Below are 21,759 nucleotides of genomic sequence, written 5' to 3'. Positions count from 1 at the left end.
CACTGCAACATGGGCTGTCCGGCCCGGTCGCGGACGTGAAAATGGCGCCACGAGGGCGCCATCGCATGACGTTCGGCCGTCGCCGCCGGGACAGCGCCGGTCCCGGCGCGGGCGTCAGAACTCGATGTTGTCGATCAGCCGGGTATTGCCCAGCCGGGCCGCGACCAGCGCCACGCGGGCGCCGGCATCGCCCTCGCCCGGTTCGCCCAGGTCCGGCAGGCGCACCACCGCGTAGTCGACCTGGAAACCGGCCGCCTGCAGCTGCGCCGCGCCCTCGGCCTCGACCTGCGCCCGCGGGGCGCCGGCCAGGCTGGCCTGGCGCATGGCCAGCAGCACGCGGCGGATCACCGCGGCCTGCGGCCGGGTTTGCGCGGTGAGGTACTGGTTGCGCGAGCTCATCGCCAGGCCGTCGTCCTCGCGCACGATGTCGCCGCCGACGATCTCGATCGGGAACGCCAGGTCGGCCACCATCTGCCGGATCACCGCCAGCTGCTGGTAATCCTTGCGGCCGAACGCGGCCATGTCCGGCTGCACCTGGTTGAACAGGCGCGTGACCACGGTGCACACGCCATCGAAATGACCGGGCCGGTGCGCGCCTTCCAGCAGCGCGCTGACGCCCGGCACGTGGACATTGGCGGCCAGCTCGACGCCAAACGGGTACATGGATTCGACCGTCGGCAGCCACAGCACGTCGCAGCCGGCCTGCTCAAGCCCGGTGGTATCGGCCTCGGGCGTGCGCGGGTAGCGGGTGAAGTCCTCGTTCGGGCCGAACTGGGTCGGGTTGACGAACACGCTGGACACCACGCGGTCGGCATGCCGGCGCGCCAGCGTCACCAACGAGTAGTGGCCGGCGTGCAGGTTGCCCATGGTCGGCACGAAGCCCACCCGCAGGCCCTCGCGCTTCCAGCCGCCGACGATGGCGCGCAGCCGGGAAAGTTCGGTGACGGTCTCGATCATGATGCGTACGCATGCTCCGCGTCGGGGAAGGTGCCGGCGCGCACCGCGTCGGCGTAGGCGCGGACGGCGCCGGCCACAGAACCGCCTTCGGCAAGGAAATCCTTGACGAACTTGGGCCGGCGGTGGCCGCTGTCCAGGCCGAGGAAATCGTGCATCACCAGCACCTGGCCGTCGCAGCCGGCGCCGGCGCCGATGCCGATGGTGGGAATCGCCACCTCGGCGGTGACCTGCGCGGCCACCGGCGAGGGCACGCATTCGAGCACCAGCAGCGCGGCGCCCGCCTCGGCCACGGCGCGGGCATCGGCGCGCAGGCGTTCGGCGGCATCGCCCCGGCCCTGCACCTTGAACCCGCCCAATGTCAGCACCGACTGCGGGGTCAGGCCCAGGTGCGAGCACACCGGGATCTCGCGTTCGACCAGGTAGCGGATCACGTCCAGCTTGAAGCCAGCGCCTTCGAGCTTGACCATTTCCGCGCCGGCGCGCAGCAGCTGCAGCGAGGCCTCGAGCGCGCGCTCGGGCGTGGCGTCGGCGCCGAACGGCAGGTCGGCCACCAGCAGGGCGCGCTGCAGTACGCGCGCGACGGCAGTGGTGTGGTAGGCGATGTCGGCCACGGTGACCGGCAGCGTCGAGTCGTGCCCCTGAACCACCATGCCCAGCGAATCGCCGATCAGGATCAGGTCGACCCCGTTGGCGTCGAAGGCGCGCGCGAAACCGGCGTCGTAGGCGGTCAACATCACCAGTTTCTGGCCATTGCGCTTGGCCTGCGCCAGCGCCGGGACGGTCCAGGGCTTGCTGTCTGCGTGGGTGCTCATGTGGGGATAACGATCGGTGATGAGCCGCGCATTATCCCCCTATCGGCGCGATACCGCAGGTTTGAATGCCGGCCAGCACGCCACGCACCGTTCCATGGCCGGGAATGGCCGCCTCCGGCGCCACCTCGGCCAGCGGCAGCAGGGCGAAGGCGCGCTCGTGCAGGTGCGGGTGCGGGACCGTCAGCTGCGGCAGGTCGATCACCTGCTCCCCATACAGCAGCAGGTCCAGGTCGAGGGTGCGCGGCCCCCAGCGCTCGCCCGGCAGGCGCACGCGGCCGAAGGCCTGTTCGGTGGCCAGCAGCCGCTCCAGCAGCGTCGGCGCCGGCAGCGCGGTCTCCAGCGCCGCCGCGGCGTTGATGAAATCCGGCTGGTCCTGGTTGCCCCACGCCGGCGTGCGGTACAGCCGCGAGGCGGCCAGCAGGCGGCAATCAGGCAGTGTCGCCAGCGCCTGGATCGCCTCGCGCACGGTCGCCGGCGCATCGCCGAGGTTGGCGCCCAGCCCGATGCAGGCCACGACCATGGACGTTACTCGCCGGCGACCGCGCTGCTGCGACGGCGACGACGGCGCCGCCGCTTGGGCGCGCCTTCTTCCAGCGCGTCGTCGGCATGCAGCGAATCCAGCGCCGATTCCAGCTCGCGGCCGGACTGCTGCTGCGCCTCGCGCCAGAACTCGATGTCGGCCGCATGCTCGCTGGACGCGGCCTGGCGCAGCACCAGGAAGTCGAACGCGGCGCGGAAGCGCGGATGGGTCAGGGTGCGGAAAACGCGCTTGCGCTGGCGCGAGGAGAAGCGCGACTGCAGCAGCCAGATCTCCTGCATCGGCAGCGAGAACCGGCGCGGCAGCGCGATGGTGGTCAGCTGGTGCAGGGTGACCCGGTCGGCGGCGCGGCGCTGCGCTTCTTCCGGCGCCAGCCCCTGCCGCTGCAGGGAAATCAGGGTGCGGCAGAACGCCGGCCACAGCAGCAGGGCGAACAGGAAGGCCGGCGACACCGGCTCGTCGTTGGCCACGCGTTCGTCGGTGCTGCGCAGCCCCTCGACCACGAAACGGCGCAGCGCACCGCTGCGGTTGCTCTTCAGCGCGGCCGCGCTCTCCGGGAACAGCGCCGGCAGCAGCCCGTGGCGCTCCAGCCCCTCGAAACTGGCCACGCCGTGCCCGGACAGGAACAGCTTGAGCACTTCCTCGAACAGGCGCGCCGGCGCCGCTTCGTCCAGCAGGCCGGCCAGGCGCGGGAGCGGCGCGGCGGTGGCCGCCTCGATCTCGAAATCGAGCTTGGCCGCCAGGCGCACCGCGCGCAGCATGCGCACCGGGTCCTCGCGGTAACGCTCTTCGGGATCGCCGATCAGCTTCATGCGCCGCGCCAGCACGTCCTCGAAGCCGCCGACGTAGTCGCGCACCGAGAAATCCTCGATGGCGTAGTACAGGGCGTTGCAGGTGAAATCGCGGCGCACCGCGTCTTCCTCGATGCTGCCGTAGATGTTGTCGCGCACCAGCATGCCGTTCTCGACCTCGCGGTCGCCGCTGCCGTCGTCGCTGTTGGCGCGGAAGGTGGCGACCTCGATGATCTCGCGGCCGAACACCACATGCGCCAGGCGGAAGCGGCGGCCGATCAGCCGGCAGTTGCGGAACAGCTGCTTGACCTGCTCCGGCGTGGCGTCGGTGGCCACGTCGAAATCCTTCGGCCGCCCGCCCACCAGCAGGTCGCGGACGGCGCCGCCGACCAGATAGGCGCCGAACCCGGACTCGCGCAGGCGGTAGAGCACGCGCAGCGCGTTCGGACTGACGTCCTTGCGCGAAATGGTGTGCTGGTCGCGCGGGATGACGCGCAGGGTGAACGGCGTTGTAACTGTGGAATTGATGGTGGCGATTCCGGTTGGGGTTGCGGGGTTGCCTGGCGGCAAACAGGTGCATATACTAGCGCGCTCGCCGGACGCGACAAAACGCTCCCTTCGTCTAGTGGTTAGGACGTGGCCCTCTCAAGGCTAAAACAGGGGTTCGAGTCCCCTAGGGAGCGCCAACTCCGTCCGCGAAACCAGAGAACCCCGCCTGTGCGGGGTTTTTTGTTGCCGCCACCCAGAGCGGCAACCCCTTCGGGCCATCGACAAGCGATGTCGAAAACCGCTTCTGGCGGTTGCTGTCGGCTTCCCGGTATCCACCCAGCGCGACATTCAGGCGCGTTGCCGAAATGCCGGCGCCTTTCCGGCCAGCCCGGGAACGACGCCCCGGGCCTGCGACATCGCGTCGCAGCCGACGCACCACGCCGCCCCATCCGCTCTCGCGAAGAACGAAGCTTCAGCCGCTCCCGCTGATCGCCGCGCTCTGACAGCCGGCCCCGGGGTAGCGCGCAACCTGCCCGCAGCCGCACGCCCACGCGCGCAGACGCGCCGCGAATGAAAATGGTCCCGCCCTCCGGTCGCATCCTGCTCTAGAATTACGGGGTTCAATGCCGGACCCCGTCATGCCTTTCGTCGTCACCGAAAACTGCATCAAGTGCAAACACACCGATTGCGTCGAAGTCTGCCCCGTGGACTGCTTCCATGAAGGCCCCAACTTCCTGGTGATCGATCCGGACGAGTGCATCGACTGCACGCTGTGCGAACCGGAGTGCCCGGTCAACGCCATCTATCCCGAGGACGACGTGCCCGCCGGGCAGGAAGGCTTCGTCGCCCTGAACGCCGAACTGGCCAAGGCCTGGCCGGTACTGACGGTACGCAAGGATCCGCCGGCCGACGCCGCCGAATGGGACGGCAAGCCGGACAAGCTCAAGCTGCTGGAACGCTGAGCCTCCGGCGGGAACGGAAAAAGGGCGCCGCAGGCGCCCTTTTCGTTTCCGGCATGCCGTCGCCGGCGAGAGCCGAGCCATGGCGGCATCGCCGCCGCCATGGGCGGGCGCCAGCGCTTACTGCGCCAGCTTGGCCTTCAGCGCCTCGAGCAGCTTGATCGCCGCCGGGTCGGTGGCCGGCAGGCCGCGCGGATCCACCGCCGACACATAGGCACCGGCCTCGACGCCGACCACGCGCACCAGGAAGTTGCTGCCTTCATAGGCCACGTCGTAGGAACCCAGCAGCTGGGCGCGGCTGGCGATGGTCACGCCGTCGACGGCCGCGAGCGCGTCGCCGACCTTGCCGAACACCTCATCGCGGCTGCCCGGAACGGTGAAGCCGCCCTGCGCGGGCTTGGCCGCCGGGGCCGGGCGCGCGGCCGAGGCCAGCGCCGGCACCTGCGACGCGCCGGCGGTGTTGGGCAGGTTCAGGTCCGGCGGCACTTCGAGCGGGCGCATTTCCGGCGCCAGCGCGTAGTCGCCGCGTGCGCCGCGGTGGCAGCCGGTCGCGGTGACGGTGGTGGCGACGGCGAGCAGGGCCAGCGAAAGTGCGCGTACAGCGGAACGGGAATGACGCATGGTGGATCTCCAGGTTCTGGCCACTGCAGGTTCAGTGGCTGGATAGTTCTTCCAGCGCGCCCACGTCGGCCGCCAGGTGGTCGGCGGCGGCATGGTGCGAGGCGGAAAGCGGCAACAGCGGCAGGCGCAGCCCGTGGCCGATGCCAAGGCGCTGCAGCAGCGCCTTGACCGGGATCGGGTTGGACTCGAGGGTGAAGAAATCGTGGTAGGGCTGCAAACGCGCGTCCCAGGCCTCGGCTGCATCGTGGTTGCCGGCGCGGGCCAGGTCGCACATGGTGCGGAACGCGCCGGGCAGCACGTTGGAACCGACCGATACCATGCCGTCGGCGCCGGCCAGCATCGCGCGCGCGGCGCTGGCGTCGTCGCCGGCGAGGATGGCGAACCCTTCGCCGCGCAGTTCCAGCAGCGCCTTCAGGCGGGCCATGTCGCTGACCGCCTCCTTGATGCCGACGATGTTCGGGTGCGACGCCAGTTGGGCGACGGTGTCCGGCAGCAGGTCGCAGCCGGTGCGGCTAGGCACGTTGTACAGCACCACCGGCAGGCCGCCCTGTTCGGCGACGGCCAGGTAGTGCCGGTGCAGGCCTTCCTGGGTCGGGCGCACATACGGCGGGGGGACCACCAGCGCGTGGGTGGCGCCATTGCGCGCCGCGCGACGGGTCGCCTCGATGGTGCCGGCGGTACCGGACTGGCCGGTTCCCGCCAGCACCGGCATGCGGCCGCCGAGGAAATCCACGGCCGCGCGCAGCAAGCTGTCGTACTCGGCATCGGCCAGCATCGCCGCCTCGCCGGTGGAACCGGCCACCACCACGCCCTGCGCGCCACCGGCCACCTGCAGCGCCAGCAGGCGTTGCCAGCCCTCGGTATCGAGCGCGCCGTCGGCAAGGAAAGGCGTCGCCAGGGCGGTGATGAGGCCGGAAATGGACAAGGGAGCGCCGTTCTTCGTGGGGGCTGGGAATCCCGCCGGAACGCGGGTTCGTGACCGGGGGCATGTTACTTGCCGGTCGAAAGCACGGGCAAGTATGCTGGGTGCCAGTGAACGTGCCCGCGCCGGCGCCGTTCAGACTCACAGAGCATCCCGGAACCACCTTGACCAACAGCACCCCGCGGCCGCAGCCGACCGAAAACCACCTCCTGATCAACGCCTACACGACGCATCCGGAGTCCCCCCTGCTGTCCGTCACCCGCCGCATCGCCGACAGCGGCTGCAACCTGGTCGATGCGCGGCTGTCCACGGTGGGCCGCGACGTCTCGGTCACCACGCTGGCCACCGGCTCGTGGGATTCGGTGGCCAAGCTTGAGGCGATGCTGACCCGGCTGGAGCGCGAGGAAGGGCTGAAGCTGGTCTGGTACCGCACCGCCGCCAAGCAGGCGCAGTCCAACCTGCTGCCCTACATCGTCGAGGTGATCGCCGCGGACAAGCCCGGCATCCTGTTCCAGCTGGCCGATTTCTTCGACCGCCAGGGCATCACCATCGAGAACCTGCAGAGCACCCGCTACCAGGCCATGCAGACCGGCGCGGAGATGTTCTCGGCGCAGATCACCATCGGCGTGCCTGCCAACATGCACATCGCCGCCCTGCGCGACGATTTCCTCGAGTTCTGCGACCACCTCAACCTGGACGCGATCATGGACCCGATGAAGTTCTGAACATTCGCGCGCCCGTCACGGGCGTGCGGCGTTTCATGTAGCTGCAATGGAAGTACCCCAGGCTCCGGAAAGGATCTGATGAACATCGGCGATACCCTGGACCGCACCACCCTCGACCTGCCGCTGGCGCTGTCCGGCGGCGACACCACCACCCTCGCCGCGCAGGCCGGCCACTGGCTGGTGCTCTACTTCTACCCGAAGGACAGCACGCCCGGCTGCACCACCGAGGGCATCGACTTCAACGCCCTGCTGCCGGAGTTCAAGCGCGCCGGCGCGGTGGTGATGGGCGTCTCGCGCGACTCGGTGAAGTCGCACGACAACTTCTGCGCCAAGCAGGGTTTCAGGTTCCCGCTCGTCAGCGATGCCGACGAAGCGCTGTGCAGCGCCTTCGACGTGATCAAAATGAAGAACATGTACGGCAAGCAGGTGCGCGGGATCGAGCGCAGCACCTTCCTGGTCTCGCCCGACGGCACGCTGGTGCAGGAATGGCGCAAGGTCAAGGTCGCCGGCCATGCCGATGCCGTGCTCGACGCCCTGAAGGCCGCCCAGTCCAAGTGAGTCCCCTCGCCCACTCTGCCCGCCGCGCCCCTGCCCCGCAGGTCGTGGCGGCTTTTCCCTGCCCGTAACCAGGAATCGACGATGACCCGAGGCAAGCGCATCTACGTGCTGGATACCAACGTGCTGATGCACGATCCGACCGCGCTGTTCAAATTCGAGGAACACGACGTCTACCTGCCGATGCAGGTGATCGAGGAGCTGGACAACGGCAAGAAGGGAACTTCCGAGGCCAGCCGCAACGCGCGCCAGGTCAGCCGGTTCCTCAACGAGCTGATCGAATCCTCCGGCATCGGCGGCATCGCCAACGGCGTGCCGCTGGTGCTGCCGCAGGGGCTGCAGCTGCGCGGCGCGCGCAGCGCCGGCCACCTGTATTTCCAGACCAGCCACTTCGAGGCCGGCAAGAGCTTCGGCGCGGTGATCCCGGACAACGCCATCCTCGGCGCCATCCTGGCGCTGAAGGAGCAGACGCCGGAGGTGCCGGTGGTGTTCGTCTCCAAGGACATCAACCTGCGCATCAAGGCGGCCATCGCCGGCATCGACTCGGAGGACTACGAGAACGACCGCGCGCTGGACGACTTCAGCCTGCTGTACACCGGCGCCACGCCGCTGCCAGAGGATTTCTGGAAGAAGCATTCCGGCGACCTGCGCAGCTGGAGCGACAAGGGCCGCACCAGCTACGAGGTGCGCGCCACCGACGACGAGCAGTGGTTCCCGAACCAGTACGTCTACCTGCCGGGCGAGGACGAGGTCGAGCTGAAGGTCGCCAAGGTGGAGGCCGACGGCCGCGTCACCCTGACCCTGGTCGACGATTTCCGCCACGGCGCGCATTCGGTATGGGGCATCACCGCGCGCAACCGCGAGCAGAACTTCGCGCTCAACGCGCTGATGGACCCGGAGATCGACTTCGTCACCCTGCTCGGCACCGCCGGCACCGGCAAGACCCTGCTGGCGCTGGCCGCCGGCCTGGCGCAGACCATGGACACCCAGCGCTATCGCGAGATCATCATGACCCGCGCCACGGTCAGCGTCGGCGAGGACATCGGCTTCCTGCCCGGCACCGAGGAAGAGAAGATGACGCCGTGGATGGGCGCGCTCACCGACAACCTGGAAGTGCTCACCCACAACCAGGAAGGCGGCGCCTGGGGCCGTGCGGCCACCAACGACCTGCTCGCCTCGCGCATCAAGATCCGCTCGCTGAACTTCATGCGCGGGCGTACCTTCCTGTCGCGCTACCTGATCCTGGACGAGGCACAGAACCTCACCCCGAAGCAGATGAAGACCCTGATCACCCGCGCCGGCCCGGGCACCAAGATCGTCTGCCTGGGCAACGTCGAGCAGATCGACACGCCCTACCTGACCGAGACGACCTCGGGCCTGACCTACGCGGTGGACCGCTTCAAGAACTGGCCGCACAGCGCGCACATCACCCTGCGCCGCGGCGAGCGCTCGCGGCTGGCCGACTACGCCTCGGAAGTGCTGTGACCGGCGCCGGCCGCATGCCATGCATGCGGCCGGCTATGCTCTGTCTTCCTTCCACTCGCCGCCCCGGGCCAATGACCGGCAACAGGATCGAATACTGCAAATGCCTCACGCCGATGCAACCGGGCTACGTCCTGGGAAAGGCCATGGCAACCAGCACTCGATCACCGCATGGGCCCGGGGTCAGCCGCAGAAGTCGTTCTGGATGGGGCTCAAGTCACCGCCGGAAAAACTGGAAACCCGCGGTTACCGCTGCCCGCGCTGCGGTTATCTTGAAACCTGCGCCCCCGCCACCATCGCCTGACGTTTCCCCGCCCCACCGGAGTTTCCCGTGAAAGCCGTCCATCCGCTGCCCCTGCTCGCCACCTGCCTGCTCGCGCTGGCTGCCTGCACGCCGGCCAACGTCAAGCCCGGCGCAAGCGTGCCCACGGCGCTCAAGGCCGGACAGTCGTGGGTGGTCACCCGTCCCGCCGTCGCCGCGCAGGTGCTGGACACCTGCTCGCGCGACAGCCCTGCAAGGCATGCCGATGGCGTCAGCGGCTACTGGGCGCCCAGCCGCGCGCAGATCGACGCGCTGGAAAGCCGGCTGCAGCAGTTGCAACCGGCCATCGCCGAACCGGCGCGGTCCGGACGCCAATACGTGGGCTTCATCGCGCAGGGCCGTCAGCTGATCTACATCAACGCCTTCACCCTGCCCGACCACGAGAAGATCAACCCCGCGCGCGAGGCGGTGCGGGTCTGCGACGGCGGCGCCGCCTTCTGGGGCGCGGTATACGACCCGCAGGCAGGCACGTTCTCCGACATCGCGACCAACGGCGAGTTCTGAGCCGCCGGCGGCATGGGCATACAGCTTCCGCGTTGGGTGTGGATCGGTGCGATCGCGCTGTCCTGCGTGGCGGGCATGGTCAACGTGGTCGGCTTCCTCGGCTTCGAGCACCAGGCCGTCAGCCACCTCACCGGCACCACCAGCCAGCTCGGCATGGCGCTGGCGCAGGGCGACTGGCGCAACGTCGCCCACCTGTGGGGCATGCTGATCGCCTTCTCGCTGGGCGCGATGCTCAGCGGCCTGATCGTGCAGGACGGCGCGCTGCGCCTGGGCCGGCGCTACGGCGTGGTGCTGACCCTGGAATCGCTGTTGCTGCTGGTGGCGATCCCGCTGTTCAAGCAGCAGCAGATCTGGGGCGCGCTGGCCGCGGCGATGGCCTGCGGCCTGCAGAACGCCATGGTCACCACCTTCAGCGGCGCGGTGGTGCGCACCACCCACCTCAGCGGCATGTTCACCGACCTGGGCATCGGCCTGGGCCACCTGCTGCGCGGGCTGCCGCTGCAGGTGCGGCGGCTGACGCTCAGCGGCCTGATCATCAGCGGCTTCCTTGCCGGCGGCGTCATCGGCGCCTGGCTGTTCCTGCACTTCGGCTACGACGCGCTGCTGGCCCCGGCCCTGCTCACCGGCTGCACCGGCGCCACCTACATCGCCTACCGGCTGGCCCAGCGCGCGCCGCGCGACTGACCGCAGGCAGCGGCGAAACATTGCACAATCCCGCCATGACGCCTTCCACGCCCGTTTCCGCCCTCACCATCGCCGGCTCCGATTCCGGGGGCGGCGCCGGCATCCAGGCCGACCTCAAGGCCTTCGCCGCCCACCGCGTGCACGGCCTGTCGGCCATCGCCGCGCTGACCGCGCAGAACACGCGCGGCGTCACCGCGGTGCACGTGCCGCCACTGGAATTCCTGCAGGCCCAGCTCGATGCCTGCTTCGACGACTTCGACATCCACGCGGTCAAGCTCGGCATGCTCGCCAACGCCGAGGTAATCCATCTGGTCGCCGATGTCCTGGAGAAACACCGCCCGCCGCAGGTGGTGCTCGACCCGGTGATGGTCGCCACCAGCGGCGCGCGGCTGCTGGAGAACAGCGCGCTGCATGCCCTGCGCACGCGCCTGCTGCCGTTGGCCACGCTGCTGACCCCGAACACGCCCGAAGCAGAACTGCTGCTGGAACGCCGCATCGCCAGCGCCGCCGATGCCGAAGATGCCGCCGCCGCGCTGCTCGGGCTGGGCACCGGCGCGGTGCTGCTCAAGGGCGGCCACCTGGCCGAAGGCCCACGCGTGATCGACCGCTATTACGACGGCGTCGCCAGCGAGGAATTCAGCCATGCGCGCCTGCCCGTCGATGCGCACGGCACCGGCTGCACGCTGGCCTCGGCCATCGCCGCGCAGCTGTGCCGCGGCCTGTCCCTGCCCAACGCCTGCGAGGCGGCCATCGACTACGTCGCGCGCGGGCTGCGCGGCGGCTACCAGCCGGGGCGCAGCGAGGTCATGGTGCTGGATCACTTCGGCGCAGCCGGCCCGGCATGAACACTCACAGTGTGCTCGACGTCGTCGCGGCGGACGGACACCGCTTCGAACTGCTCGCCCAGGTGCCGTCCCGGCCCGTGGCGGCCGTGCTATGGCTGCCCGCGCTGGGCGTGGCCGCCCGCCATTACCTGCCGCTGGCCGAGGCGCTGGCGGCGCGCGGCGTCGCCGTGTTCGTCCACGAGTGGCGCGGCAACGGCAGCAGCAGCCTGCGCGCGGACCGGAACCACGACTGGGGCTACCGCGAACTGCTGCAGCACGACATCCCCGCCGCCGAAGCGGCCGCCCGCGCCGCGGCGCCCGGCATCCCGCTGCGGCTGGGCGGGCACAGCCTGGGCGGGCAGCTGGCCTGCTGCCATGCGGGACTGCATCCAGATGCCTTCGCCGGACTCTGGCTGGTTGCCAGCGGCACGCCGTGGTGGCACGGCTTTCCCGCGCCGCGGCGCTGGCTGCTTCCGCTGGCCTACCGTTTCCTGCCGTGGCTGGCGCAACGGCGCGGCGCGCTGCCCGGCCGCAGGCTCGGCTTCGGCGGCACCGAGGCGCGCGGCCTGATCCGCGATTGGGCCCGGGTCGGCCTCGGCGGCCGTTACGCCGCCGCCGGCCTGCCGGTCGACCTGGAGGCGGCGATGGGCGCGCTCACGTTGCCGGTGGAGGCGCTGCTGTTCGACGCCGACTGGCTCGCTCCCGCCGGTTCCATGCGCCACCTGCTGTCCAAGCTTCCGGCCGCGCCGGCGACGCTGCGGATCCTGACCGCCGCCGAACTGGGCACGCGCGCCGACCATTTCAGCTGGATGAAATCGCCTGCCATCGTCGCCGATGCGCTGACATCGCCGGCGTCCCAGGAATTTTCACAAAAGCGTTGACGCATGCGCGCCATATCAGCATAATTCCGCTCCTGACGACGCGCCCGTAGCTCAGTTGGATAGAGTACCTGGCTACGAACCAGGCGGTCGGGAGTTCGAATCTCTCCGGGCGCACCATTACACCGAACAGCAGGCCTTGCCTGCTGTTTTTTTTCGTCCCGGCGATGGCGCCCATTCCCATCGCCGCCGGCACGCATCGCAGAGCGCCGTATCGGCGGCCCCTTCCGCTCACGGGACACGACGGCCACATCGTCGATGGCCGGAGGATCGTCACTCCTGCTGGCGACAACAGAAACCCACCGGGCGCCGTTCGGCATCGCACAACGATGGCCAAGGGGCTGCTTCCATGCATGGCAAAAAAAAAACCGCCGGGAGCGGTTTTTGACATCGCTTGTCGATGGCCCGAAGGGTTGCCGCCAGGGATGGCGGCAACAAAAAAGCGCCGGCTTGCGCCGGCGCTTCCGATTCCACGCGGACTGCGGTCGATCAGGCTTCCGGCGGCGTCGCGGCCTGTTCCGCATCGACCGGCGGAGCATCCTCGTCCGCATCGTCGGCCGACTGCAGCGAGGCGTCCAGGCGTTCGACCGCCTGCAGCTTCTCGCCCTTGGACAGGCGGATCAGGGTCACGCCCTGGGTGTTGCGGCCCACGCGCGAGATTTCCGAGCCGCGGGTGCGCACCAGGGTGCCGCCATCGGAGATCAGCAGCACCTCGTCGCCCGTGCCCAGCAGCACCGCGCTGACCAGCCTGCCGTTGCGCTCGCTGGTCTGGATGCCGATCACGCCCTGCGTGCCGCGGCCCTTGCGCGGGTAGTCGACCAGCGGGGTGCGCTTGCCGTAGCCGTTCTCGGTGGCGGTGAGGATGTACTGCACGCCGGCATCGTCCGCGGCATCGACGATCTCGGCGCCGTCCACCACCCCGCTCTCACTCGACACGTCCTCGACGCCGTTGTCGTCCTCGTTCTCGTCCTCCACGCCGCCGGCGCTTTCGGCCACGATCAGGCTGACCACTTCCTCGCCCTTGGCCATCTTGATGCCGCGCACGCCGGTAGCGGTGCGGCCCATCGAACGCACCTTGTCCTCGCCGAAGCGCACGGTCTTGCCGTTGGAGGCGAACAGCAGGATGTCGCGCTCGCCGTCGGTCAGGCCGACGCCGACCAGCGCATCGCCCTCGTCGAGGTTGATGGCGATCTTGCCGCGCGCCAGGCGGAAGGCGAACTCGCTCAGCGGAGTCTTCTTCACCGTGCCGTTGCGGGTGGCGAAGAATACGAAGTGGTTGTCGTCGTATTCGCGCACCGGCAGCACCGCCTGCACGCGCTCGCCGTTCTCCAGCGCGATCCAGTTGATGATCGGGCGGCCACGCGCGTTGGAGCCGGCCTCCGGCAGCTGGTACACCGGCAGCCAGAACACCTTGCCCGAACTGGTGAAGGTCAGCAGCGTGTCATGGGTGTTGACCAGCCACAGCTGCTCGATCGAATCCTCGTCCTTGGTCGCCGCCGCGCTGCGGCCGCGGCCGCCGCGCTTCTGCGCGCGGTAGGCCGACACCGGCTGGCGCTTGACGTAGCCGGCGCGCGAGAGCGTCACCACCACGTCTTCCGGCGCGATCAGGTCGAGGATGTCCAGGTCTTCCTCGCTGTGGCGGATCTCGGTGCGGCGCTCGTCGCCGTACTCGGCGCGCACGCTTTCCAGTTCCTCGCGGATCACCTGCAGCAGGCGGTCGGGGTTTTCCAGGATATGGATCAGCCCGGCGATCACTTCCAGCAGCTGCTTGTATTCCTCGGTGAGCTTGTCCTGCTCCAGGCCGGTGAGGCGGTGCAGGCGCATTTCCAGGATCTGCGTGGCCTGCACGTCGGACAGCTGGTAGTTGCCGTCGACCAGGCCGATGCCCTTGGGCAGGTCCTCCGGCCGCGAGGCCTCGGCGCCGGCGGCGCCCAGCAGCGCGCCGACCAGGCCCGGCGACCACACCTTGGCGAGCATGCGCTCCTTGGCCTCGGCGGGGTTGGACGAGGTCTTGATCAGCTCGATCATCTCGTCGATGTTGGCCAGCGCGACGGTCAGGCCTTCCAGCACGTGCGCGCGGGCGCGCGCCTTGCGCAGTTCGAAGATGGTGCGGCGGGTGACGACCTCACGGCGGTGGCGGACGAACGCCTCCAGCATCTCCTTGAGGTTCAGCAGCTTCGGGCGGCCGTCGACCAGCGCCACCATGTTGATGCCGAACACCGACTCCATCTGGGTCTGCTGGTACAGGTTGTTCAGCACCACGTCGGCCGACTCGCCGCGCTTGACCTCGATGTAGATGCGCATGCCGTCCTTGTCGGACTCGTCGCGCAGCTCGCTGATGCCCTCGAGCTTCTTTTCCTTGACCAGCTCGGCGATCTTCTCGATCAGCCGCGCCTTGTTCACCTGGTAGGGAATCTCGGTGACGATGATCGACTCGCGGCCGTTGTCGGCCACCTCGATGTCGGCCCTGGCGCGGATGCGCACGCGGCCGCGGCCGGTGCGGTAGCCGGCGATGATGCCGGCGGTGCCGTTGATGATGCCGGCGGTCGGGAAATCCGGGCCCGGGATGTATTCCATCAGGCCATCGACGTCGATGGCCGGGTTGTCGATCAGCGCGATGCAGGCGTTGATCGATTCGGTGAGGTTGTGCGGCGGGATGTTGGTGGCCATGCCTACCGCGATGCCGGCCGAACCGTTGACCAGCAGGTTCGGGAAGCGCGTCGGCAGGACCGTCGGCTCCAGTTCCTTCTCGTCGTAATTGGGCTGGAAATCGACGGTTTCCTTGTCGATGTCGGCCAGCATCTCGTGGCTGATCCGCGACAGGCGCGACTCGGTGTAACGCATCGCCGCCGGGCTGTCGCCGTCGACCGAACCGAAGTTGCCCTGGCCGTCGATCTGCATGTAGCGCAGCGAGAACGGCTGCGCCATGCGCACCAGCGTGTCGTAGACCGCGCTGTCGCCGTGCGGGTGGTACTTACCGATGACGTCGCCGACGATGCGCGCGGACTTGTAGTACGGCTTGTTGGCGTGCGCGCCAAGCTCCTGCATCGCGTAGAGGACGCGGCGATGGACCGGCTTGAGGCCGTCGCGGGCGTCGGGGAGCGCACGTCCCACGATCACGCTCATGGCGTAATCGAGGTAGCTCTTGCGCATCTCGTCTTCCAGGTTGACCTGGATGATTTCCTTGGCGGTTTCTGCCATTCGGATTCCGTATTCTGGTAGCGGTCCGGAGCGGCGCCGATGGCCCTTCTGGGCGGTCCCGGCACAAGCCCGATTCAAGTGGCCGAGTTTACCACACGGCGCCGTCTGCCGCCTCCGGCAGCAGCACTTTTAGCGGAGCAAATCAGGGACTTAGCCGCCCGTTGCCGCCACTTGCGCCCATTGGCGCGGAGCGGTGCCGGATGACCGCCGCCGGCACTCGCGCGGACGGCGGGCGGGCGGCCGGATTCAGCCGCCGAAAGCGGCCCGCATGGCCTCGACGTCCGGATTCAGGATCACGCCCTTCTCGGTCACGATGGCGTCGATCAGGCTGCCCGGGGTCACGTCGAACACCGGATTCCAGGCGGCGATGCCCTCGGCCACGGTGCGCACGCCGCCGACGCCGAACAGCTCGCCGGGGTCGCGCTGTTCGATCTCGATTTCATCGCCATGCGCGGTGCCCATGTCCACGGTCGAGGACGGCGCCACCACCATGAACTTCACGCCGTGGTGGCGCGCGGCGATGGCCAGCTGGTAGGTGCCGATCTTGTTGGCGGTGTCGCCATTGGCGCAGATGCGATCGGCGCCGACGATCACCCACTGCACCGCGCCGGTTTTCATCAGGTGCGAGGCGGCCGAGTCGGCGACCAGGGTCGCGTCGATCCCGTCCTGCTGCAGTTCCCACACGGTCAGGCGCGCGCCCTGCAGCCACGGCCGGGTCTCGCCGGCGAACACGCGGCCGATGCGGCCCTGCGCCATGCCGGCGCGGATCACGCCCAGCGCGGTGCCGAAGCCGGCGGTGGCCAGCGAGCCGGTGTTGCAGTGGGTCAGCACGCCGCTGCCCGGCGCGATCAGCCCGGCGCCCAGTTCGCCCATGTGGCGGTTGGCGGCCAGATCTTCGTCGGCGATGGCCTGGGCTTCCAGCGCCAGCACCTGCTTCCAGTCGCTGCCGGCGGCGGCCAGCGCGCGGCGCATGCGCGCCAGCGCCCAGGCCAGGTTCACGGCGGTCGGGCGCGCGGCATTCAGGCACGCCATCGCCGGTTCCAGTTCCAGCAGTGCGGCGGCGCCATCATCGGCGTCGACCTCGCGCGCAGCCAGCACCACGCCCCAGGCGGCGGCGATGCCGATCGCCGGCGCGCCGCGCACGGTGAGCGCGTGGATGGCCCCGGCGACCGCGTCGCTGTCGCCACACAGCACGTGCTCGACCACGAACGGCAGTTTGCGCTGGTCCAGCAGTTCCAGCGCCTGGCCGGTCCAGCGGATCGGGCGGATGTGGTCGTAGCGGGCGTAATCGATGGCGTGGTTTTCGTTCATCGCGCCATTGTATCGGTGCCGCCGTCAGTCCGCGGAGAACTCGCCGCGGCAGCCCTTGTCCACCCATATGCCGGCGCGGTCCCAGCCCCAGCTGCGGCCCTCCTCGCAGGCGGCGTTGGACAGCTGTTTGACCAGGGTGACCCTGCGCTCGACGCTCACCCCGCATTCACGGCGCATCTCGCTCTTCGATTCGCAGGTGACCTGGCGCGGGATGTCCACGAACCCGGAGCCGTCCTCGGCCGCAACCTCGAACTGCCCCTCGCAGCCGCGGCTCACCCAGATCTCGTTGCGCCCGTATCCCCAGGTGCGCCCTTCCCGGCACGGCAGCAGCGACTGCTGGCGGATCAGCCGCACCGGCGCGCCGCGCAGCAGCACGGGACAGGTGATGGTGCGGCCGCCCTTGGATTCGCACCGCACCATGCGCCGGACCCGGCGCTGCGCGGCGGCCGGCGCCTCGGCGGCGAATTCGGCGCGGCAACCGCGGCTGACCCACACGCCGCGCTCGTCCACGCCCCAGCTGGTCTCGCGGATGCAGCTGTGCGTGGAAAGCTGGCGTACCAGCTGAACGCCGCGCGTCACGTCCATCGCGCAGTGCTGGCGCGCGCTTCCGTCCGCCTCGCAGCGCACCACCGGCGCATCGGCCGGCGACGCTCCGTCCTGCCCGGCAAGGGCCAGCATCGGCATCAGCCACAGCAACAGGCCGCAAACACCCTTCATCCGACCTTCCACCCTGCAATCGACGGAGTCCACCGATACGGACACTGCATCGGCAGCCGTGATCAGAGCATCATCGCCGGTAGACAGGCAATAGCGTGGCGCGGCGATCGTCGGCGCGGCCGGCGTACTGGAGACGTGGGCCGATCCGCGCATAAGCGGGCACGGGATCCCGCGTGCATCCGGAACGCATTCCGGATGCACGTGCCATACGCCAAATGCAGGCTCCAGACAGACCGATGAGCGGCGGGACGGCTAGGCGTGGGCGAAGTCGAAGGCCAGCACGTCGGCGATGCGGCCGGTGCCGAACAGCGCCATCAGCAGCCGGTCCACGCCCACCGCCACGCCGGCGCACGCCGGCAATGCCGGCAGCGCCGCCAGGAACGGCTCGTCCAGCGGCGGCTGCACGTCGCCGCGCGCGGCGCGCACCGCCAGGTCGCGCGCGAAACGCCTGCGCTGTTCTTCGGCGTCGTTCAGTTCGTGATAGCCGTTGGCCAGTTCCACCGCACCCAGGTACAGCTCGAAGCGCTCGGCCAGCGGCGGTTCGCCCGGGCGGATGCGCGCCAGCGCGGCCTGGGTGGCCGGCCAGTCGTGGATCACGGTGATGCGGTCGTCCGGGAAATGCGGCTGGATGCGATGTGTCATCAGCAGGTCCAGCCAGTCGTCGCGGGTGAGGCCGTCCGGATCGATGCCGATGCCGGCCAGCGGCGCGCGCAGCTGCGCCTCGTCGGCGCCGAACGGGTCCACGCCGACCGCGTCGACGAACAGCTCGCGGTAGGTCAGCACCTGCAGCGCCGCCTCGCGCCCGACCATCGCCAGCGCCGCGCGCACCAGTTCCACCGTCTCGTCGATCAGCCGGTGATGATCCCAGCCGACGCGGTACCACTCGAGCATGGTGAACTCGGGGTTGTGGCGGCCGCCGGCCTCGCCGTTGCGGAAGACACGGCCCAGCTCGTAGCAGTCGCCGACGCCGGCGGCGAGCAGGCGCTTGAGCGGATATTCGGGCGAAGTGCGCAGCCAGCGCACCGGCGAGCCGGCATCGACATGACCGCTGAAGCGGGTCTGGAAACCGTCGATGTTCGGCTCGGTGTTGCCGGCCGCCGACATGATCGGCGTCTCCACTTCCAGCACGTCGCGGCGGGCGAAGAAATCGCGGATCAGGGCGTTCAGGCGCGCACGCCGATGCAGGGCCTCGATCATGGCGCACACCTGGCCGCCATGGATGACGGGAATGCCGGTTTTGCAGGAGCAGAAACCGGCCGCGCGCCGCCCTTCGGGTGGCTTCGCCGTGAAAAACAGCTGTCCTGTCGTTTTTTCATGCCGCACACCTGACCGCCATAGATGGCGGAAATGCCGGTTTTGCAGGAGCAGAAACCGGCCGTGCGCCGCCCTTCGGGCGGCTTCGCCGTGAAAAACGGCTGTCCTGCCGTTTTTTCATGGATGCAGCCCCTTCGGCGTGACGGCCAGCGGCAGGGTCAGGATGTCGCGTTCGTCGTCGCGGTAGCCGGCCGACAGGTACAGCGCCTTGGCCCTGGCGTTGTGGTGGTTCACCTCCAGCCGCATCACGCTGGCGCCCTCGACGATCGCCCAGTCGCGCGCCAGCGCCAGCGCCAGCCGGCCCCAACCGCGACCGCGCGCGGCGGGCGCCAGGTACAACTCGTCCAGCAGCACGAAGCGGCCGCCCTGCTCCACGCTGAAGCACCAGCCCAGGGTGATGTAGCCGGCTTCGGCCACGTCGTCGCCTTCCAGCAGCAATACCGCGCCGCAGGCCGGTTCGGCCAGCAGCGTACGCAGGCCCGGCTCGACCAGCGCCGGATCGAACGCGATCCGGTCCTCGGCGTAGAAGGCGCGCACCATCGCGAGCAGGCGCGGGAAATCCTCGGGCGTGGCGAGGCGGAAACGCAGGTTCATGGCTGTTGTCCGTGTTCGGCGAGGAAAGCGAGCAGGCGCGGTTCGTCCCACACTTCCACGCCCAGGTCGTTGGCCTTGTCCAGCTTGGAGCCGGCCTCGCTGCCGGCGACCACGAAGGCGGTCTTCTTCGACACGCTGCCGGCGACCTTGGCGCCCAGCGCTTCGAGCTTGGTCTTGGCGGCATCGCGGGTCAGCACCGCCAGCGTGCCGGTCAGCACCACGGTCTGCCCCTCGAGCGGGCCGGCCGGCTGCGCGGCGGCTTCCGGCGCCAGTTCCAGCAGGCGCAGCATCTGCGCTTCGCCCTTGAGCAGCAACTGGCCGTGGTTCTCGCCTTCCAGCCACTGCACCAGCCCGCGCGCGGTGTCCTCCGGCAGGCCGGCGGCGATGAAGTGCTCCGGCTCGGCATCGAGTATCTGCTGCGCGGACGGCAATGCCGCCGCCAGCTTCTCGGCGCGCAGCCGGGTGATGCCGGGAATCTCGGCCTCGACCAGCAGCTGCGGCAGGTCCAGCCCCTCGCGCAGCCGCGCCGAGGGCAGATGGGTGTCGCCAATGCGCACCTGCCCGACCTGCAGCAGGTCGTCGATGGCCTGCTGGTTGCCTTCCTGTTCGAAGAAATGGCCGAGCGAGCGCGCCACCTCGCCACCGATGTCGGGCACGCGCTTGAACAGCGGCCACGGCAGATGGCGGATCAGCTCCAGGTCGCCGAACCACTGCGCCAGCGCCTTGGCGGTGCTCTCGCCGACATGCTCGATGCCCAGCGCGAACAGCAGCCGCTCCAGCGTGGCGTCGCGGCTGGCGTCGATCGCGGCGATCAGGTTGTCGGCCCACTTGCTGGCGATCTTCTTCGTGTTCCACTCGAAGACCACCGGCAATGCCAGCGCCTGCGCGCGCCAGCCGGCGTCGGTGCCATCGAGCCTGAGCACGGCGTTGAGCGCCGCGCCGCTGCCCTCGGCCGGCAGGTGCGGCTTGAGGCTGGCCGCCAGCGCCGACGGATCGTCCGCATCGAGCACCAGCTTCAGGTGCAGCAGCTGATCGCGGCGGAGCCGGTACAGGTCGGCCACGCCGCGCACGATGCCGGCATCGACCAGGGTCTCGATGTAGCGGTCGCCCAGCCCGTCGATGTCCATCGCGCGGCGCGAGGCGAAATGGGCGATGGTCTCCTTGCGCTGCGCCGGGCAGCTCAGTTCGCCCGAGCAGCGCCACGCCGCCGCGCCCTCCTCGCGCACGATCTCCGCGCCGCAGACCGGGCAGGCCGCCGGCATCGTCCACGGCTGCGTGCCCTCGGGGCGGCGCTCGGCGATGACGCTGACCACCTCGGGAATCACATCGCCGGCGCGGCGCACGATCACCGTGTCGCCCACGCGCACGTCCAGGCGCGCGATCTGGTCGGCGTTGTGCAGGGTGGCGTTGGTGACGGTCACCCCGGCCACCTGCACCGGCTGCAGGCGCGCCACCGGCGTGGCCGCGCCGGTGCGGCCGATCTGGATCCCGATCGCCTCCACCAGGGTGGTCTGTTCCTGCGCCGGGAACTTGTGGGCGATGGCCCAGCGCGGCGCGCGGGCGACGAAGCCCATCTCGCGCTGGCCCTCGCGGTCGTCGAGCTTGTAGACCACGCCGTCGATGTCGAAGGCCAGTCCGTCGCGGCGCGCGCCGATGTCGCGGTAATAGTCGAGCAGGCCGTCGGCGCCCTCGACCACGCGGCACAGGTCGCTCACCGGGAAGCCCCACCGCGCCAGCTGCGCCAGCGTGGCCGAATGCGTGGCCGGCAGCTCGCCGCCCGCGACCTCGCCGGTGCCGTAGGCATAGAAGCTCAGCGGCCGCTGCGCGCTGACCCTCGGGTCGAGCTGGCGCAGCGAGCCGGCCGCGCCGTTGCGCGGGTTGGCCAGCACCTTGCCGCCGTGCAGGCGCGCCTGCTCGTTGTATTTCTCGAAATCGGCGCGCGGCATGTAGACCTCGCCGCGCACCTCCAGCACCGCCGGCCAGCCCTCGCCGTCGAGCCGGGCGGGGATCACCTTGATCTGGCGCAGGTTGGCAGTGACGTCCTCGCCGGTGGTGCCGTCGCCGCGGGTCGCGCCCTGCACGAACGCGCCGTCCTCGTAGCGCAGGCTGATCGCCAGGCCGTCGAGCTTGGGCTCGGCCGAGAACAGCAGCCGCTGGCGATGCAGGCGCTCGTCGATGCGGCGCACGAAATCGTGCACTTCCTCGTCGCTGAAGGCATTGCCCAGCGACAGCATCGGCATCGCGTGCACCACCTCGGCGAAGCGCGAGGACGGCCTGCCGCCGACCTGGTGGCTGGGCGAATCGGCGCTGTCCAGCTGCGGATGCGCCGCTTCCAGCGCCTCCAGCTCGCGCATCAGCCGGTCGTACTCGGCATCGGGGATCAGCTGTTCGTCGCGCTCGTGGTAGGCGTGCGCGGCCACGGACAGCTGCTGGCGGAGCTCGGCGATGCGCTCGCGGGCGGGGGCGTCGGAAGTCATGCGCCGATTTTAACCGCGCGCCGGTGTATGCACCGCGTGTGGCGGGCCGCCGAAACGACAAGGGCGCCGCATGCGGCGCCCT

At 69.7% G+C, this 21,759-nt stretch carries 21 protein-coding genes and 2 tRNA genes; 11 read left to right on the top strand and 12 right to left on the bottom strand.

What is annotated here, in order from left to right:
• Window positions 1-114: 114 nt before the first annotated feature.
• From panC to pcnB, 4 genes are read right to left on the bottom strand one after another with little or no spacing between them, the layout of a single operon-like run.
• Window positions 115-957: a pantoate--beta-alanine ligase gene (gene panC, locus CQ393_RS03140; RefSeq protein ID WP_153190170.1), complete on the bottom strand. Its 843-nt coding sequence runs from the start codon at window positions 955-957 to the stop codon at window positions 115-117.
• Complete coding sequence (panB, locus tag CQ393_RS03135; protein WP_153190169.1) at window positions 954-1,769, bottom strand: 3-methyl-2-oxobutanoate hydroxymethyltransferase; 816 nt, start codon at window positions 1,767-1,769, stop codon at window positions 954-956. Before panB ends, panC begins: the two co-directional genes overlap by 4 nt.
• Window positions 1,770-1,800: 31 nt before the next feature.
• Window positions 1,801-2,289: a 2-amino-4-hydroxy-6-hydroxymethyldihydropteridine diphosphokinase gene (gene folK / locus CQ393_RS03130; RefSeq protein WP_153190168.1), complete on the bottom strand. Its 489-nt coding sequence runs from the start codon at window positions 2,287-2,289 to the stop codon at window positions 1,801-1,803.
• 5 nt (window positions 2,290-2,294) lie between these two features.
• The gene (gene pcnB / locus CQ393_RS03125; RefSeq protein ID WP_153190167.1) at window positions 2,295-3,668 is read right to left on the bottom strand and encodes a polynucleotide adenylyltransferase PcnB; all 1,374 of its coding nucleotides are present in this window, start codon (window positions 3,666-3,668) and stop codon (window positions 2,295-2,297) included.
• Between the two features lie 41 nt (window positions 3,669-3,709).
• Here pcnB and CQ393_RS03120 point away from each other — a divergent pair.
• Together CQ393_RS03120 and fdxA are read left to right on the top strand one after the other, a co-directional pair.
• A tRNA-Glu gene (locus tag CQ393_RS03120) sits at window positions 3,710-3,784 on the top strand.
• 441 nt (window positions 3,785-4,225) lie between these two features.
• Window positions 4,226-4,549 carry a ferredoxin FdxA gene (gene fdxA / locus CQ393_RS03115; protein WP_153190166.1) on the top strand — a complete coding sequence of 108 codons (324 nt, stop codon included), beginning with the start codon at window positions 4,226-4,228 and terminating at the stop codon, window positions 4,547-4,549.
• A gap of 117 nt (window positions 4,550-4,666) precedes the next feature.
• Here the strand turns inward: fdxA and CQ393_RS03110 are convergent, their stop codons facing one another.
• Window positions 4,667-5,167, bottom strand: coding sequence for a hypothetical protein (locus tag CQ393_RS03110; RefSeq protein ID WP_153190165.1), 501 nt, complete (start codon window positions 5,165-5,167; stop codon window positions 4,667-4,669).
• Window positions 5,168-5,198: 31 nt separating this feature from the next.
• The gene (gene dapA / locus CQ393_RS03105; protein ID WP_153190164.1) at window positions 5,199-6,092 is read right to left on the bottom strand and encodes a 4-hydroxy-tetrahydrodipicolinate synthase; all 894 of its coding nucleotides are present in this window, start codon (window positions 6,090-6,092) and stop codon (window positions 5,199-5,201) included.
• Between the two features lie 161 nt (window positions 6,093-6,253).
• Between dapA and CQ393_RS03100 the strand changes: the two genes are divergently transcribed.
• From CQ393_RS03100 to CQ393_RS03060, 9 genes are all read left to right on the top strand, one after another.
• Complete coding sequence (locus CQ393_RS03100) at window positions 6,254-6,814, top strand: glycine cleavage system protein R (RefSeq protein ID WP_055764916.1); 561 nt, start codon at window positions 6,254-6,256, stop codon at window positions 6,812-6,814.
• 78 nt (window positions 6,815-6,892) lie between these two features.
• Entirely contained in the window at window positions 6,893-7,372 is a 480-nt protein-coding gene (locus tag CQ393_RS03095) for a peroxiredoxin (RefSeq protein WP_153190163.1), read from the top strand.
• 81 nt (window positions 7,373-7,453) lie between these two features.
• Window positions 7,454-8,854, top strand: coding sequence for a PhoH family protein (locus tag CQ393_RS03090; protein ID WP_153190162.1), 1,401 nt, complete (start codon window positions 7,454-7,456; stop codon window positions 8,852-8,854).
• A 100-nt stretch (window positions 8,855-8,954) separates the two neighbouring features.
• Window positions 8,955-9,155 carry a hypothetical protein gene (locus CQ393_RS03085; RefSeq protein ID WP_153190161.1) on the top strand — a complete coding sequence of 67 codons (201 nt, stop codon included), beginning with the start codon at window positions 8,955-8,957 and terminating at the stop codon, window positions 9,153-9,155.
• A 27-nt stretch (window positions 9,156-9,182) separates the two neighbouring features.
• Window positions 9,183-9,677 (top strand): hypothetical protein, encoded by a 495-nt coding sequence (locus tag CQ393_RS03080; protein ID WP_343199475.1) that lies wholly within the window; start codon window positions 9,183-9,185, stop codon window positions 9,675-9,677.
• 12 nt (window positions 9,678-9,689) lie between these two features.
• Window positions 9,690-10,361 (top strand): YoaK family protein, encoded by a 672-nt coding sequence (locus CQ393_RS03075; protein ID WP_153190160.1) that lies wholly within the window; start codon window positions 9,690-9,692, stop codon window positions 10,359-10,361.
• A 35-nt stretch (window positions 10,362-10,396) separates the two neighbouring features.
• Complete coding sequence (gene thiD / locus CQ393_RS03070) at window positions 10,397-11,206, top strand: bifunctional hydroxymethylpyrimidine kinase/phosphomethylpyrimidine kinase (protein ID WP_153190159.1); 810 nt, start codon at window positions 10,397-10,399, stop codon at window positions 11,204-11,206.
• Window positions 11,203-12,066, top strand: a complete 864-nt coding sequence (locus tag CQ393_RS03065) for an alpha/beta fold hydrolase (protein ID WP_153190158.1) — start codon at window positions 11,203-11,205, stop codon at window positions 12,064-12,066. Before thiD ends, CQ393_RS03065 begins: the two co-directional genes overlap by 4 nt.
• Before the next feature lie 40 nt (window positions 12,067-12,106).
• A tRNA-Arg gene (locus CQ393_RS03060) sits at window positions 12,107-12,183 on the top strand.
• A gap of 369 nt (window positions 12,184-12,552) precedes the next feature.
• On the opposite strand, the gene gyrA is transcribed toward CQ393_RS03060, so the two are convergent.
• The 6 genes from gyrA to ligA all read right to left on the bottom strand — a co-directional run bounded on the left by gyrA (window position 12,553) and on the right by ligA (window position 21,677).
• Window positions 12,553-15,264, bottom strand: coding sequence for a DNA gyrase subunit A (gene gyrA / locus CQ393_RS03055; RefSeq protein ID WP_153190157.1), 2,712 nt, complete (start codon window positions 15,262-15,264; stop codon window positions 12,553-12,555).
• Window positions 15,265-15,510: 246 nt separating this feature from the next.
• Window positions 15,511-16,575 (bottom strand): S-methyl-5-thioribose-1-phosphate isomerase, encoded by a 1,065-nt coding sequence (gene mtnA, locus CQ393_RS03050; RefSeq protein ID WP_153190156.1) that lies wholly within the window; start codon window positions 16,573-16,575, stop codon window positions 15,511-15,513.
• Window positions 16,576-16,599: 24 nt separating this feature from the next.
• Window positions 16,600-17,292, bottom strand: a complete 693-nt coding sequence (locus CQ393_RS03045) for a DUF3011 domain-containing protein (RefSeq protein WP_153190155.1) — start codon at window positions 17,290-17,292, stop codon at window positions 16,600-16,602.
• A gap of 252 nt (window positions 17,293-17,544) precedes the next feature.
• Complete coding sequence (epmA, locus tag CQ393_RS03040) at window positions 17,545-18,489, bottom strand: EF-P lysine aminoacylase EpmA (protein WP_153190154.1); 945 nt, start codon at window positions 18,487-18,489, stop codon at window positions 17,545-17,547.
• A 234-nt stretch (window positions 18,490-18,723) separates the two neighbouring features.
• Entirely contained in the window at window positions 18,724-19,200 is a 477-nt protein-coding gene (locus CQ393_RS03035) for a GNAT family N-acetyltransferase (RefSeq protein ID WP_153190153.1), read from the bottom strand.
• Window positions 19,197-21,677, bottom strand: a complete 2,481-nt coding sequence (gene ligA / locus CQ393_RS03030) for an NAD-dependent DNA ligase LigA (RefSeq protein ID WP_153190152.1) — start codon at window positions 21,675-21,677, stop codon at window positions 19,197-19,199. The genes CQ393_RS03035 and ligA overlap by 4 nt, the downstream gene beginning before the upstream one ends.
• Between the last annotated feature and the right edge of the window lie 82 nt (window positions 21,678-21,759).

This window comes from Stenotrophomonas sp. MYb238 (genome assembly GCF_009496535.1).
Taxonomy (GTDB): Bacteria; Pseudomonadota; Gammaproteobacteria; order Xanthomonadales; family Xanthomonadaceae; genus Stenotrophomonas.
This window is presented reverse-complemented; position numbering and strand designations above follow the sequence as displayed.